Below are 13,351 nucleotides of genomic sequence, written 5' to 3'. Positions count from 1 at the left end.
AGCGTGACTGTGATCGCGACCGAAAGCCTGAGCAAGCGGTTCCCCAGGGTGACCGCGCTTGACCGGCTCTCCGTGGACGTCGGGCCCGGTGTGACCGGACTCGTCGGAGCCAACGGAGCCGGCAAGTCCACACTGATCAAGATCCTGCTGGGTCTGTCCCCCGCCACCGAGGGCCGCGCCGAAGTGCTCGGCCTCGACGTCGCCACCAAGGGCGCCGACATCCGCGAGCGGGTCGGCTACATGCCCGAGCACGACTGCCTGCCGCCGGACGTCTCGGCCACCGAGTTCGTCGTCCACATGGCGCGCATGTCCGGCCTGCCGCCCACCGCCGCACGCGAGCGCACCGCCGACACCCTGCGGCACGTCGGCCTGTACGAGGAGCGCTACCGCCCCATCGGCGGCTACTCGACCGGCATGAAGCAGCGCGTGAAGCTCGCGCAGGCCCTCGTCCACGACCCGCAGCTGGTCTTCCTCGACGAGCCGACCAACGGCCTCGACCCGGTCGGCCGCGACGAGATGCTCGGCCTGATCCGCCGGATCCACACCGACTTCGGCATCTCGGTCCTGGTCACCTCGCACCTGCTGGGCGAACTGGAGCGCACCTGCGACCACGTCGTCGTCGTCGACGGCGGCAAGCTGCTGCGCTCCAGCTCCACCACGGACTTCACCCAGACCACGACGACCCTCGCGATCGAGGTCACCGACACCGACGAGCACCCGGACGGCACCCGCGCGGTGCGCGACGCGCTGCACGCGCGCGGGGTGAGCGTCGAGGACGGCAGCGGCCTGCCGGGCGCCGGCCACATCCTGCTGCTCACCGCCCAGGGCGAGGAGACGTACGACCTGGTCCGGGACGTGATCGCGGACCTCGGGCTCGGCCTGGTGCGCATGGAGCAGCGCCGGCACCACATCTCCGAGGTCTTCACGATCACTGACCAGCACGAGCAGCGGAAGGAGGCGGTCGGCCATGGCGGTTGAGCACTCCACGGGGACATCCGCCCCGGCGCCGGGTGACCAGACCCGTATCCACAACATCGGCTACCGCAGCTACGACGGCCCCCGCCTGGGCCGCGCCTACGCCCGCCGCTCCCTGTACTCGCAGTCCCTGCGCGGCTCCTACGGCCTCGGCCGCTCGGTGAAGTCCAAGGTGCTGCCGATGCTGCTGTTCGTGGTGATGTGCGTGCCCGCGGCCATCATGGTCGCCGTCGCGGTCTTCACCAAGGCCAAGGCCCTGCCCGTCGACTACACGCGCTACGCGATCATCATGCAGGCGGTGATCAGCCTGTACGTCGCCTCGCAGGCACCCCAGTCCGTCTCGCGCGACCTGCGCTTCAAGACCGTGCCGCTGTACTTCTCGCGGCCCATCGAGATCGCCGACTACGTCCGCGCCAAGTTCGCGGCGCTCGCCTCGGCGCTGTTCATCCTCACGGCCGCTCCCCTGCTCGTGCTCTACGTGGGCGCGCTGCTGGCCAAGCTCGACTTCGCCGACCAGACCAAGGGATTCGCACAGGGACTCGTCTCCGTGGCACTGCTCTCACTGCTCTTCGCCGGCATCGGCCTGGTCATCGCGTCCTTCACCCCGCGCCGCGGCTTCGGCATCGCGGCCGTGATCGCCGTGCTGACCATCACCTACGGCGCGGTCTCCACCCTCCAGGCCATCGCCGACGCACAGGGCAGCGGCGACGCCGTGCCGTGGATCGGGCTCTTCTCGCCGATCACGATCATCGACGGTGTGCAGTCCGCGTTCCTGGGCGCGACCTCCGCATCCCCCAGCGGGGTGGGCCCGAGCACCGCCGAGGGCGTCGTCTACGTCCTCGTCGCCCTGGGCCTCATCGCGGCGAGCTACGGCCTCCTGATGCGCCGCTACAAGAAGGTGGGACTGTGACCACGCTCTCCATCGACCACGTCTCCCGCTGGTTCGGCAACGTGGTCGCCGTCAACGACATCACCATGACCATCGGCCCCGGCGTCACGGGTCTGCTCGGCCCCAACGGCGCCGGAAAGTCCACCCTCATCAACATGATGGGCGGCTTCCTGGCCCCCTCCACCGGCACGGTCACCCTCGACGGCCAGGCCGTGTGGCGCAACGAGCGGATCTACCAGCAGATCGGCGTCGTGCCCGAGCGGGAGGCGATGTACGACTTCCTCACCGGGAAGGAGTTCGTCCTCGCCAACGCCGAACTGCACGGCCTGGGCGCCAAGGCGGCCCAGAAGGCGCTCGCCACGGTCGAGATGGAGTACGCGCAGGACCGCAAGATCCAGACGTACTCCAAGGGCATGCGCCAACGCGTGAAGATGGCCTCCGCCCTGGTCCACGACCCGTCCCTGCTCCTGCTGGACGAACCCTTCAACGGCATGGACCCGCGCCAGCGCATGCAGCTCATGGACCTGCTGCGGCGCATGGGCGACGAGGGCCGCACGGTGCTGTTCTCGTCCCACATCCTCGAAGAGGTCGAGCAACTCGCCTGGCACATCGAGGTCGTCGTCGCCGGCCGGCACGCCGCCAGCGGTGACTTCCGCAAGATCCGCCGCCTGATGACCGACCGGCCGCACCGCTACCTGGTGCGCTCCAGCGACGACCGCGCCCTCGCGGCCGCGCTGATCGCCGACCCGTCGACGTCCGGCATCGAGGTCGATCTCGCCGAGGGCGCGCTGCGCGTCCAGGCCGTCGACTTCGGCCGCTTCACGGCCCTGCTGCCGCGGGTGGCCCGGGACCACGGCATCCGGCTGCTCACGGTCTCGCCGTCCGACGAGTCCCTCGAGTCCGTCTTCTCGTACCTCGTCGCGGCGTAGGAGGCCCTGATGTACGACCCCACAGTCGCCCGGCTCACGTACCGGGCCCTGCTCGGCCGGCGCCGGGCCCTCATCCTCGGTGCCCTGCCGCTGCTGCTCATCGCCATCTCGGTGGTGGTGCGTCTCCTCGCCGGGGCGGACGACCAGACGGCGGCGGACCTGCTGGGCGGCCTCGCCCTCGCCACGATGGTGCCGATCATCGGCGTCATCGCCGGAACCGGCGCGATCGGACCGGAGATCGACGACGGCTCGGTGGTGTACCTGCTGTCCAAGCCGATCAAACGCCCGACGATCATCTTCACCAAGCTGATCGTCGCCATCGCGGTGACGATGGTGTTCTCCGCGGTGCCGACGCTCATCGCCGGCTTCATCCTGAACGGCAACGGCCAGCAGATCGCCGTCGCCTACACGGTGGCCGCACTGGTCGCCTCCATCGCGTACGCGGCCCTGTTCCTGCTGCTCGGCACGGTCTCCCGGCACGCGGTGGTGTTCGGCCTCGTCTACGCGCTGGTCTGGGAGGCCCTGTTCGGCTCCCTGGTGCCGGGCGCCCGCACGCTGAGCGTCCAGCAGTGGGCGCTGGCCGTGGCCCAGAAGGTGTCCGGCGGCGACCTGGTGACCTCGGACGTGGGCCTCACCACGGCGACGGTGCTGCTGGTGGCCGTCACGGCGCTGGCCACCTGGTACGCCGGTCAGAAGCTGCGCTCGCTGACCCTCGCCGGCGAGGAGTGACGTGCCCCGGCCCTGACGGGGTCTTCACCCCCCTCCGGGCACACTGGGCGAACGGTATGTAGGGATATCGCACGGAAGTTGGACGGCTGGGAGGGACGGGGATGGCGGGCGAGAGGGCTCAGTACGACGACCACGGGCAGTCGGGACCGGGGTCCGGAGACGACGCCTGGGACGACCTCGTCCTGGACGACGACTTCATACGCTCCGCCGAGACCTCCGAGCCGTCCGCCCGCGCCCGCATGCTCGCCGCCCGCTGGCGGCGCGACGAACCGGAGCCGCAGCCCTGGCGCTCCGACGAGCCGCCCGCGGGCTGGTTCTTCAGCAAGGCCCGGCGGCGCAGGTGGCGCAAGCGCTGACCGGCCCCGTCCGACCGCCGATTTAATCGGTGGCGTCCTTTTCGCCCGGCAGGCAGAGTAGTCGTGTTCCTGCCGGGCGATCAGTCCGGCGTCACGTTCTGGGAGAGGAGCCGGACGATGTCCATGCACGGCAGTACGTCCAGCTCCCGTCAGGGCAGCCCGCGGCGGGTTCCGGAGTGATCGCTACCCCTCCGTAGAGCCCGCCCCACACGGGGAGCTGCCCGGGGCGGCCGCTTCGAGCACGCGAATCGCACATCGCGTGAGGCCGCCCACCCGGAGGATTGGCCGAGTGGTAAGGCACTGGCTTGCGCTGTGTTCGATCAAAGCGAGTCATGGTCGGGCCTGGAAAGCCCGCGCACGTTCGATCCGTGCATCCTCCGCCGCACACGCGACACGAAGGCTCAGCCCAGTAACCGCTCCAGCACCACCGCGATCCCGTCCTCCTCGTTGGAGGACGTCACCTCGTCGGCGACCGCCTTCAGTTCCTCATGGGCGTCCGCCATCGCGACACCGTAGGACGCCCAGGCGAACATCGGTATGTCGTTGGGCATGTCGCCGAAGGCGATCGTGTCGGCCGCCTTCACCTTGAGCCGACGCGCCGCCAGGGACAGGCCGGTCGCCTTGGACAGGCCCAGGGGCAGGAGTTCGACGATGCCCTCGCCCGCCATGACGACGGTGACGAAACCGCCGGCGGTGCGCGTGGCCGCCTCGCACAGCTCGTCGTCCGAGAGCGTCGGGTGCTGGATGTACAGCTTGTTCAGGGGCGCGGTCCACAGGTCCGACGCGTCCGTGAAGGGGGTCGCGGGCAGGTTGCCGTGCGCCGCGTAGCCCGGGCCCACCAGCACCTCGCCGTCCAGGCCGTCGCGGCTCGCTGCCAGGTACAGCGGGCCGACCTCCGCCTCGATCTTGGCCAGCGCCACCCCGGCCAGCTGCCGGTCCAGCGTCACCGACGTCAGCAGCCGGTGGGCGCCGGCGTCGTACACCTGCGCGCCCTGGCCGCAGACGGCCAGGCCCTGGTAGCCGAGGTCGTCGAGGATGTGCCGGGTCCACGGGACCGCGCGGCCGGTGACGACGATGTGCGCGGCGCCCGCCGCGGTGGCCGCGGCGAGCGCGTCACGCGTACGGGCCGACACCGACTCGTCGGAACGCAGCAGCGTCCCGTCGAGGTCGGTCGCGACCAGCCGGTACGGGAAACCGTCGGCGGTCACTTGGCCACCGGCTCCAGGACCTCCCGGCCGCCCAGGTACGGACGCAGCACCTCGGGCACCCGCACCGATCCGTCGGCCTGCTGGTGGTTCTCCAGGATCGCCACGATCGTGCGCGGTACGGCGCACAGCGTGCCGTTGAGCGTGGCCAGCGGGCGGACCTGCTTGCCCTCACGGACACGGATCGACAGGCGGCGGGACTGGAACTCGGTGCAGTCCGAGGTCGAGGTCAGCTCGCGGTACTTGCCCTGGGTCGGGATCCAGGCCTCGCAGTCGAACTTGCGGGACGCCGAGGCGCCCAGATCGGCGCTCGCCACGTCGATCACGCGGTACGGCAGCTCCAGCGAGGTCAGCCACTGCTTCTCCCACTCCAGCAGCCGCTGGTGCTCGGCCTGGGAGTCCTCCGGGGCGACGTAGGAGAACATCTCGACCTTGTCGAACTGGTGCACGCGGAAGATGCCCCGGGTGTCCTTGCCGTGAGAGCCGGCCTCGCGACGGAAGCAGGGCGAGAAGCCCGCGTAGCGCAGCGGCAGCGTGTCGGCGTCGAGGATCTCGTCCATGTGGTACGCCGCGAGCGGGACCTCGGACGTGCCGACCAGGTAGAGGTCGTCGTCGGCGAGGTGGTAGACGTCCTGGGCGGCCTGGCCGAGGAAGCCGGTGCCCGCCATGGACTGGGGGCGCACCAGGGCCGGGGTCAGCATCGGTGTGAAGCCTGCCGCGGTGGCCTGGGACATCGCCGCGTTCACCAGGGCGAGCTCCAGCAGGGCGCCCACGCCCGTCAGGAAGTAGAAGCGCGAGCCGGAGACCTTGGCGCCCCGCTCCACGTCGATCGCGCCGAGGATCTGGCCGAGCTCCAGGTGGTCCCTGGGCTCGAAGCCCTCGGCGGTGAAGTCGCGGATCGTGCCGTGCGTCTCCCGCGTGACGAAGTCCTCCTCGCCGCCCACGGGCACGTCCGGGTGGACGAGGTTTCCGAGCTTCTGGAGCAGTTCCTGGGTCTCGGAGGCCGCGGCGTCGCGCTCCGCGTCGGCGGCCTTGACGTCGGCGGCGAGTTGGCCGGCCTTCTTCAGCAGCTCGGCCTTCTCGTCCCCGGACGCCTTGGGGATGAGCTTGCCGAGCGCCTTCTGCTCGGCGCGCAGCTCGTCGAAGCGGACGCCGGACGACCTGCGCCGCTCGTCGGCAGACAGGAGGGAGTCGACGAGCGCGACGTCCTCTCCACGGGCGCGCTGCGACGCGCGCACACGGTCGGGGTCCTCACGGAGCAGGCGAAGGTCAATCACGTGCTCAAGGCTACCGGTGTGGGGTGACCGCCCACGACTCACTATTCCGAGCGTGGCTTACGTACCGCTATGCGGCAATTGCGCGCTGTGTCAATAAACCGACCGTCTTTCCCCGGAACGAGGCACCGGCAGGGCGCGGTATTGACTCGAATCCCTTGTGAGGAGCGGGACTTGGGCGCCGGTTGTCCACAGGGATCCACACTCGCCGAAGAGTTATCCACAGGCTGTGTGGAAGATCTGTGGACTTCGGAATTGATCACTCCGGAAGGCCCTGTCACGCCGAAGAATTCCCGATGCAAACCCGCCCTACCCTCACTTTCGAGTGGAAATGGGTCACCCCGAAGAGTTACGCAAGGGAAAACGGTGGACGAAGGGTGACCTGCCCGTCGATGGACGCATCAGAGGTCTGTAGGGCGATTTGTCGACTGACTCATGCTTCGTTGTCGACTTGTCCCCAGGTCGAGAACCTGGCCTGTGGATAACTTCTGTGGACAACGACAATCAGCAGGTACGACCGACCTGAGACCCACTGGGACCGGTCCTAGAACCGGCCGTCCTGGCACCGCGCCACCCAGTCCGCCGCCGCCACGAACTCGTCGTCCGACGTCCCCAGCCGCGGTCGCCGGACATCCGCGGGCTGCAGGTCCGCGCGCGGATAGGAGCCGAGGTAGCGCACCTGGAGGCAGATCCGCTTCAGGCCCATCAGGGCCTCGGCCACCCGGCGGTCGGAGATATGGCCCTCGGCGTCGATGCAGAAGCAGTAGTTGCCGATGCCCGCGCCGGTGGGGCGGGACTGCAGCAGCATCAGGTTTATGCCGCGGGTGGCGAACTCGCCCAGCAGGTCGCGCAGGCCGCCCGGGTGGTCGTCGCGCTGCCAGAGCACGACGGAGGTCTTGTCCGCGCCGGTGGGCGCCGCGGGCCGGGCGGGCCGGCCGACCAGCACGAACCGCGTCTGGGCGTTCTCCGCGTCGTGGATCCCGGTCTCCAGGGCCTCCAGGCCGTAGCGGGCGGCGGCGAACTCACCGGCGAAGGCGGCGTCGTACTGGCCCTCCTGGACCAGCCGCGCCGCGTCCGCGTTGGAGGCGGCCGACTCCCAGTGGGCGTCCGGCAGATGCTTCTTCAGCCAGTTGCGCACCTGAGGCTGGGCGGCCGGGTGCGCGGAGACCGTCTTGATGTCCGACAGCTTCGTGCCCGGGCGGACCAGCAGCGCGAAGGTGATCGACAGCAGCACCTCGCGGTAGATCATCAGCGGCGCGCCGGCGACCAGCTCGTCGAGGGTGGTGGTGATGCCGCCCTCGACGGAGTTCTCGATCGGCACGAACGCGGCCTCGGCCTCGCCGATGCGTACCGCGTCGAGCGCGGACTGGACGGACACGTACGGGATGAGTTCCCGGGTGGCGGCCTCGGGAAGCGTGCGCAGGGCGACTTCGGTGAAGGTGCCCTCGGGGCCGAGATACGCATAGCTCGCTGGCATGACCTCACCCTAATGGGCTCGCGGAAGCGCTATCCCCCACAACCCGCACACAGCTCGACTCTCACCCCTCAAGCAACTTCTGCCCCACATACTCACCCTCCGCGGCCCCACCGGGCACCGCGAACAGTCCGCTCGACTCGTGCCGGATGAACTGCGACAGGGCATCGCCGCGGTCGAGCTTGCGCTGCACCGGCACGAAGCCGCGCAGCGGATCGGCCTGCCAGCAGATGAAGAGCAGGCCCGCGTCCGGGACGCCGTCCGGGTCGATGCCGTCGTGGAAGGAGAACGGGCGGCGGAGCATCGCCGCGCCGCCGTTCTGGTCGGGCCGGGTGATCCGGGCATGGGCGTTGATCGGGACGACGAGGTTGCCCTTGGCGTCCGTCTTCTCCAGGTCCATCGCGGTCGTCTCCGTGCCGCCGGACAGGGCCGCCCCGTCGGACTTGCGGCGGCCGATCACGTCCTCCTGCGCCTTGACGGAGAGCTTCTCCCAGTCGTCGAGGAGCATGCGGATACGGCGTACGACGGCGTAGGAGCCGTTCGCCATCCAGGCCGGGTCGCCCTTCTCGGGCACGAAGATCCGCTGGTCGAAGTCGGCTTCGGACGGTTTCGGATTGCGGGTGCCGTCGATCTGGCCCATCAGGTTGCGGGCGGTCATGGGATGGGCGGTGGCGCCCGGCGAGCGGTTGAAGCCGTTCATCTGCCAGCGGACCCGGGCCGCCGCGCCCGCGTCCTTCTGGATGGCGCGCAGGGCGTGGAAGGCGACGAGGGCGTCGTTGGCGCCGATCTGCACCCACAGGTCGCCGTTGCTGCGGTTCTTGTCGAGGTGGTCGGAGGAGAACTCGGGCAGCGGGTCCAGGGCGCTCGGGCGCTGCTTCTCCAGGCCGGTCCTGCCGAAGAAGCTGTGGCCGAAGCCGAAGGTGATGGTCAGGGACGAGGGACCGGCGTCGCGGGCCACGTCGGTGTCGTCGTGCGGGCTCGGCTCGCCCGCCATCAGCCGCCGGGCCGTCTGCGACCAGCGGCGCAGCAGGGCGGCGGCTTCCTTGCGGCCGGCGCCCGCCGTCAGGTCGAAGGCGACGAGATGGCCGCGGGCCTGGAGGCCGTCGGTGATGCCGGGCTGATGTTTCCCGTGAAACATCGCCCGGCCGGTGCCGAGCGAGGTGAGCGGAGCGGCGGCATCGGAGGGAGCGGCGGCGTATCCGACGGCCGCGCCCGCCGTGCCGAGCACGAGCCCGGTGGCACCGGCGGTGCCGAGCAGGCGTCGCCGCGAGATGCCCTCGCCTGCCGGGGCCGCTTCGGTCTCCCCCGGGACGGTGCCGGGGGTTCGGGCCTTCGGAATGGACTGGTCAGCCATGGTGGTTCAGCCGATCTGCGCGTTCTTGGAGACGGTCACCTCGTCGATGTCGGAGGTCCGCACGGTCACGTCGACCTTCCAGTCGCCGGCCATGGGGATCTGCACTCCGTTCGCCGACCAGTGTCCGGTAGCGAGGTGGTCGGGGACGACGGGCAGCGGCCCGATGTCCTTGGCTTTGAGGGTGAAGTCGACCTTCACCTCGGGGATGTCGAAGGCCCGGCCGTCGGGCCGCTCCACGTAGACGTGCATCTCGTTGTCGCCCACGCGTGCGGGGTCGAGGTCGACCGTGACGATGCCCTTGCCGTCCTGGCCGCCGGTGTCGAAGGGCATGTTCAGGGTCAGCGCCCCGGAGGCGCCCGTGTCGGGCGAGGTGGACACGGAGGACGACGTGGCCGCCTTGGCCTCCTCCTCCGTGCGTCCCGGCTCGGTCTGGGTGAGGACGGTGGTGACGGCGAGCAGGACGACCGCGATGCCTGCCTCGGCCAGCACGGAGCGGCGCAGGCCGAAGCGGTTGGGGTCGGCGTCCCGCAGCCGCTTCTGCCGGGCGGCGTCCAGGGCGGCCCGCTGCCGGGCGAGCTGCGCGGCCCGCTCGGGGTCGGCGGGCTCGGCATCGGGCCGCTCGCCGGAGTCGGTGTCGGTGTCGGAGACGGCGTCGGCTTCAGCGGCTGTGGCGGTCTGGGCATGGCCGGTCCCATCGGACCCGGCGCTACCAGCGGCCTCGCCAGAGACATCGGCCTGTGCTCCGACCCGTGCCTTCTCCCGTTCCACCGGTGCCGGCACCGTCTCGGCCAGCCGTCCGGTCCACCGGCGCGATATCCACGCGACACCGACCAGGACGGCCACGAGCGCGATCTTGGCGAGGAGCAGCTGTCCGTACCGGGTGTCGGTGAAGGCCGACCAGGAGCCGAGCTGGCGCCAGGACTGGCACGTCCCGGTCGCGATCAGCGCGAGGACGCTGCCGAAGGCGACGCGCGAGAAGCGGCGTACGGCCGACGCGTCGACGGGCGCGTCGGCCGGGGCCCGGTACAGGGCGACCAGCAGTGTGCCCAGCCCGCCGAGCCACGCGGCGACGGCCAGCAGATGGAGGACGTCGACCGGCATGGCGATGCCCGCCTGCAGTCCGACCGAGGCGTGCTCGGACATGGCCCAGCTCGCGGCGAGCCCGGCCGCCACGACCACGCCGCCGATCGCGAGCCCGAAGGTCAGGTCCCGCTTCTCCTGGGGGTCCTCGCGCTTGTCGTAGGCCCCGAACAGCACGGCGATGAACAGCGCCGCCGCGGCGAGCAGCAGCAGCCGGGACACCAGGGCGGCGCCGGTCTTGGTCTGGAGCACCTGCCCGAGCAGGGACAGGTCGAAGACGTCGGCGACCTTCCCGGAGCCGGTGAAGGAGCCGCGCAGGAGCAGCAGGGCGAGGGTGGCGGCGGTGAGCGCGAGCCACCCGGAGACGACGAACCGCTGCACGGGCCGAACCCCGGTGCCGCGCGGCCAGCAGGCGAGGACGAAGGCGGCGCCGCCGGCCAGCACGATGAACCCGGCGTAGGACACGTACCGTCCGAAGCCGTACAGCCAGCCGACCACGCCGTCGTCGGCGCCCTGCCCGGAGACCGACACAGACGTCTTGGAGGGGGCGCCGACGGAGAAGGTGTAGGCGCCGGCGACGGGATGGCTGTCCGCGGACACCACCTGGTAGGCGACCGTGTAGGTGCCGTCGGGCAGGCCGGAGTGCAGCCGCACGGCGTAGGTCGTGCCGCTGACGCCGGACGGCTCGCCCGCGTCGACGCGCTTGCCCTCGGGGTCGAGCACGCGCAGCGAGCCGGCGGACAGCGCGACCTGCTCGGAGAAGGTGAGCGAGACCCGGGCCGGGGCCTTGTCGACCACCGCCCCCTGTGCGGGGTCGCTGCCGGTCAGCGCGGCGTGCGCGGAGGCCGGACCGGCTCCGGCCAGGAGTGCGCAAGCCGCGGCCAGGAGCAGCAGCACGACGGTCCGGACGCGGGGGGCGATGGTCTGCGTCACAGTGGTCCCTCCCTCAGTGTCCGGTCTTCGGGGTGTAGGTCGCCGACTTCACCGGCATCTCGACCTTGACAGGGCCGGAGCGGGCGAAGTGGAGTTCGACGGAGACCGTCTGGCCTTCCTTCGGCTTCCGCTTCAGCTGTTCGAACATCAGGTGGTTGCCGCCGCTCTTCAGCACGAGTTCGCCGTGGGCGGGGACCTTCAGGCTCTTGACCTCCTGCATGGCCCCGCCGTTGGTCTCGTGCACGGTGACCTGTCCGGCGGCGTCGCTGGTGACCGAGGTCAGCTCGTCGGCGGCCCCGCCCTTGTTGGTGACGGTAAAGAAGCCGGCCGCCATCTCGTCGGAGACGGGCTGCGGCATGTACGCGGAGCTCACGGAGAGTTCCGCCGTACCGCTCCCGGAACCGGAGTTCCCGGAGTCCGAGTCCGAGCCGCCGCAGCCCGCCAGGGCCAGTGCCCCGGCTATGAGGAGGGCCGCCGGGCCGAGTCGCCGCCTCACGGCTTCTCCCCCTTGACGATCTCGGGGAGGTCCTTGGTGTAGTCGTCGACGGTGGCGTCCTCGCCGTAGAGCACATAGCCGCCGTCGGTCTTCGGCGAGAACGCGATGACCTGGGTGCCGTGCTCGGAGATGATCTTGCCGTTCTTGTCCTTGTGCGGTGCATCGATGGAGATGCCGAGGGTGCGGGCGCCGGCCTGGATGGTCGGGAAGTCGCCGGTGAGGCCGATGAACCGGGGGTCGATGCCCTTGAGCCACTTGCCGAGCTCGGCCGGCTTGTCACGGTCCGGGTCGGTGGTGACGAACACGACGCGCAGTTCGTCCTGTTCGGCCTTGGGCAGCTGCTTCTTGGCCACGGCGATGTTGCTCATGGTCGAGGGGCAGACGTCGGGGCAGTGGGTGTAGCCGAAGTAGATCAGCGTGGGCTTGCCCTCGGTCTCCTTGCGGAGGTCGTACTTCTTGCCCTGGGTGTCGGTGAGGACCAGGTCCGGCTTCTCGAACGGCTTGTCGAGGACGGTGGCGGCCTTGTCGCTGCCGGCCTGCTCCGAGACGACGGCGACGGGCTTGTCGCTGTCGTTGCCGCTGCCGCAGGCGGTGAGGGTCAGGGAGGCCGTGGCGAGCAGAGCGGCCGCGGCGAACTTCTTGGTGCGCATAGAGAAATGTCCCAGATGTCGGTGACCCGGCGCGCACCGGGGTGCCCCGCCGGGGGGGCGGAACCCGGCGCGCGCCGTTGCAACGGAAACGGTGTCAGGCGTTGGTACGCCGACGCCCGGCCAGCACGCCGTAGGCGACGCCCGCCGCTCCGACCACGATGCCGACGATGCCCAGGACGCGGGCAGTGGTGTCGGTGCTGTCGGAGGAGGTGGAGTCGGAGGCGGCGGTGTCGGCGGAGGCCTTCTCGGCCGACTTGGCGTCGGAGGCCTCGTCGCCCGATGAGGCGTGGTGCCCGTCCTCGGAGGCGGCGGACAGCTCCAGCACGGGGGCCGGGTTGTCGGGCTCCTCCTTGCCTTCCTGCGGCACCTCGATCCAGCGGACGACCTCCTTGTCGGAGTACGTCTGGAGGGCCTTGAAGACCAGCTGGTCGGTGTCCTCGGGCAGTTGGCCGATCGAGAGCGGGAACTTCTCGAAGTAGCCGGGCTCGACGCCCTTGCCGTCGGCGGTCCAGGTGACCTTGGTGACGGCCTCGGAGATCTTCTCGCCGTGCAGCTCCAGCGGCTTGTCCAGCTTGGACTTGGTGACGTCGATCTTCCAGCCGGGCATCGGCTCCGGCATCACCGAGGCCAGCGGGTGGTCGGTGGGGAAGGTGACCTCGAGCTTGGTGGTCGAGGCATCGTCCCGCTCGTTGGGGACCTTGAAGTCGACGACCGCGTAGCTGCCCTTGGCGGCGGTGCCCTCGGGCTGCACGCTGACGTGCGCGAAGGCGGGGACGGACAGGGCGAGAACGGTGACACCGGCGGCGGCGCCGGCCGCGGCGATACGGGAAGCCTTCATGAAGGGAGCACTCCGCTGTGAGTCGAGTCGGGAGGGTGAAGAGGGATGCGCGCACACGCGCGTGCCGCACGACGGCGGCCCCTCCTCCAGGCCGTCCGAATCATCCGAGGCATCCGAGTCGAGCGAATCAACTGGAGGTAACGGATCAAGCGGATCGAACGAAAGGCGG

13 protein-coding genes and 1 tRNA gene are annotated in these 13,351 nt (G+C 70.4%); 6 read left to right on the top strand and 8 right to left on the bottom strand.

Going from position 1 to position 13,351, the window contains the following annotated elements:
• Window positions 1-9: 9 nt before the first annotated feature.
• The 6 genes from CCL05_RS11685 to CCL05_RS44785 all read left to right on the top strand — a co-directional run bounded on the left by CCL05_RS11685 (window position 10) and on the right by CCL05_RS44785 (window position 4,258).
• Window positions 10-978, top strand: coding sequence for an ABC transporter ATP-binding protein (locus CCL05_RS11685; protein ID WP_086560437.1), 969 nt, complete (start codon window positions 10-12; stop codon window positions 976-978).
• A complete protein-coding gene (locus CCL05_RS11680; protein WP_086560436.1) occupies window positions 968-1,885 on the top strand; it encodes an ABC transporter permease subunit in 918 nt (305 codons plus the stop codon). Before CCL05_RS11685 ends, CCL05_RS11680 begins: the two co-directional genes overlap by 11 nt.
• Entirely contained in the window at window positions 1,882-2,793 is a 912-nt protein-coding gene (locus CCL05_RS11675) for an ABC transporter ATP-binding protein (RefSeq protein ID WP_086560435.1), read from the top strand. Before CCL05_RS11680 ends, CCL05_RS11675 begins: the two co-directional genes overlap by 4 nt.
• A 9-nt stretch (window positions 2,794-2,802) precedes the next feature.
• Window positions 2,803-3,522: an ABC transporter permease subunit gene (locus CCL05_RS11670; protein WP_086560434.1), complete on the top strand. Its 720-nt coding sequence runs from the start codon at window positions 2,803-2,805 to the stop codon at window positions 3,520-3,522.
• 101 nt (window positions 3,523-3,623) lie between these two features.
• Window positions 3,624-3,878, top strand: coding sequence for an SGM_3592 family protein (locus CCL05_RS11665; RefSeq protein ID WP_086560433.1), 255 nt, complete (start codon window positions 3,624-3,626; stop codon window positions 3,876-3,878).
• Window positions 3,879-4,153: 275 nt separating this feature from the next.
• Window positions 4,154-4,258, top strand: a tRNA-OTHER gene (locus CCL05_RS44785).
• 21 nt (window positions 4,259-4,279) lie between these two features.
• Here the strand turns inward: CCL05_RS44785 and CCL05_RS11660 are convergent.
• From CCL05_RS11660 to CCL05_RS11625, 8 genes are all read right to left on the bottom strand, one after another.
• Window positions 4,280-5,086: an HAD family hydrolase gene (locus CCL05_RS11660; RefSeq protein ID WP_086560432.1), complete on the bottom strand. Its 807-nt coding sequence runs from the start codon at window positions 5,084-5,086 to the stop codon at window positions 4,280-4,282.
• On the bottom strand, window positions 5,083-6,360 hold the full coding sequence (gene serS, locus CCL05_RS11655; RefSeq protein ID WP_086560431.1) for a serine--tRNA ligase: 1,278 nt from the start codon (window positions 6,358-6,360) through the stop codon (window positions 5,083-5,085). Before serS ends, CCL05_RS11660 begins: the two co-directional genes overlap by 4 nt.
• A 541-nt stretch (window positions 6,361-6,901) precedes the next feature.
• A complete protein-coding gene (gene pheA / locus CCL05_RS11650) occupies window positions 6,902-7,834 on the bottom strand; it encodes a prephenate dehydratase (protein WP_086560430.1) in 933 nt (310 codons plus the stop codon).
• Window positions 7,835-7,895: 61 nt separating this feature from the next.
• The gene (gene efeB / locus CCL05_RS11645) at window positions 7,896-9,185 is read right to left on the bottom strand and encodes an iron uptake transporter deferrochelatase/peroxidase subunit (protein ID WP_086560429.1); all 1,290 of its coding nucleotides are present in this window, start codon (window positions 9,183-9,185) and stop codon (window positions 7,896-7,898) included.
• Between the two features lie 6 nt (window positions 9,186-9,191).
• Window positions 9,192-11,198: a copper resistance CopC/CopD family protein gene (locus CCL05_RS11640; protein ID WP_086560428.1), complete on the bottom strand. Its 2,007-nt coding sequence runs from the start codon at window positions 11,196-11,198 to the stop codon at window positions 9,192-9,194.
• Between the two features lie 13 nt (window positions 11,199-11,211).
• The gene (locus tag CCL05_RS11635) at window positions 11,212-11,694 is read right to left on the bottom strand and encodes a copper chaperone PCu(A)C (protein ID WP_086560427.1); all 483 of its coding nucleotides are present in this window, start codon (window positions 11,692-11,694) and stop codon (window positions 11,212-11,214) included.
• Entirely contained in the window at window positions 11,691-12,344 is a 654-nt protein-coding gene (locus CCL05_RS11630; RefSeq protein WP_086560426.1) for an SCO family protein, read from the bottom strand. The genes CCL05_RS11635 and CCL05_RS11630 overlap by 4 nt, the downstream gene beginning before the upstream one ends.
• Window positions 12,345-12,438: 94 nt before the next feature.
• Window positions 12,439-13,182 (bottom strand): YcnI family copper-binding membrane protein, encoded by a 744-nt coding sequence (locus tag CCL05_RS11625; RefSeq protein ID WP_086560425.1) that lies wholly within the window; start codon window positions 13,180-13,182, stop codon window positions 12,439-12,441.
• Window positions 13,183-13,351: the final 169 nt, after the last annotated feature.

This window comes from Streptomyces africanus (genome assembly GCF_002150735.1).
GTDB lineage: Bacteria > Actinomycetota > Actinomycetes > Streptomycetales > Streptomycetaceae > Streptomyces > Streptomyces africanus.
The sequence above is the reverse complement of the archived record's forward strand: the minus strand, read 5'-3'. Positions and strand labels throughout refer to the sequence as shown.

Coding starts and splice junctions, on each gene's coding strand:
- CCL05_RS11680 (WP_086560436.1), top strand. CDS start 968: ATGGCGGTTGAGCACTCCACGGGGACATCCGCCCCGGCGCCGGGTGAC.
- CCL05_RS11670 (WP_086560434.1), top strand. CDS start 2,803: ATGTACGACCCCACAGTCGCCCGGCTCACGTACCGGGCCCTGCTCGGC.
- CCL05_RS11665 (WP_086560433.1), top strand. CDS start 3,624: ATGGCGGGCGAGAGGGCTCAGTACGACGACCACGGGCAGTCGGGACCG.
- pheA (WP_086560430.1), bottom strand. CDS start 7,834: ATGCCAGCGAGCTATGCGTATCTCGGCCCCGAGGGCACCTTCACCGAA.
- efeB (WP_086560429.1), bottom strand. CDS start 9,185: ATGGCTGACCAGTCCATTCCGAAGGCCCGAACCCCCGGCACCGTCCCG.
- CCL05_RS11630 (WP_086560426.1), bottom strand. CDS start 12,344: ATGCGCACCAAGAAGTTCGCCGCGGCCGCTCTGCTCGCCACGGCCTCC.
- CCL05_RS11625 (WP_086560425.1), bottom strand. CDS start 13,182: ATGAAGGCTTCCCGTATCGCCGCGGCCGGCGCCGCCGCCGGTGTCACC.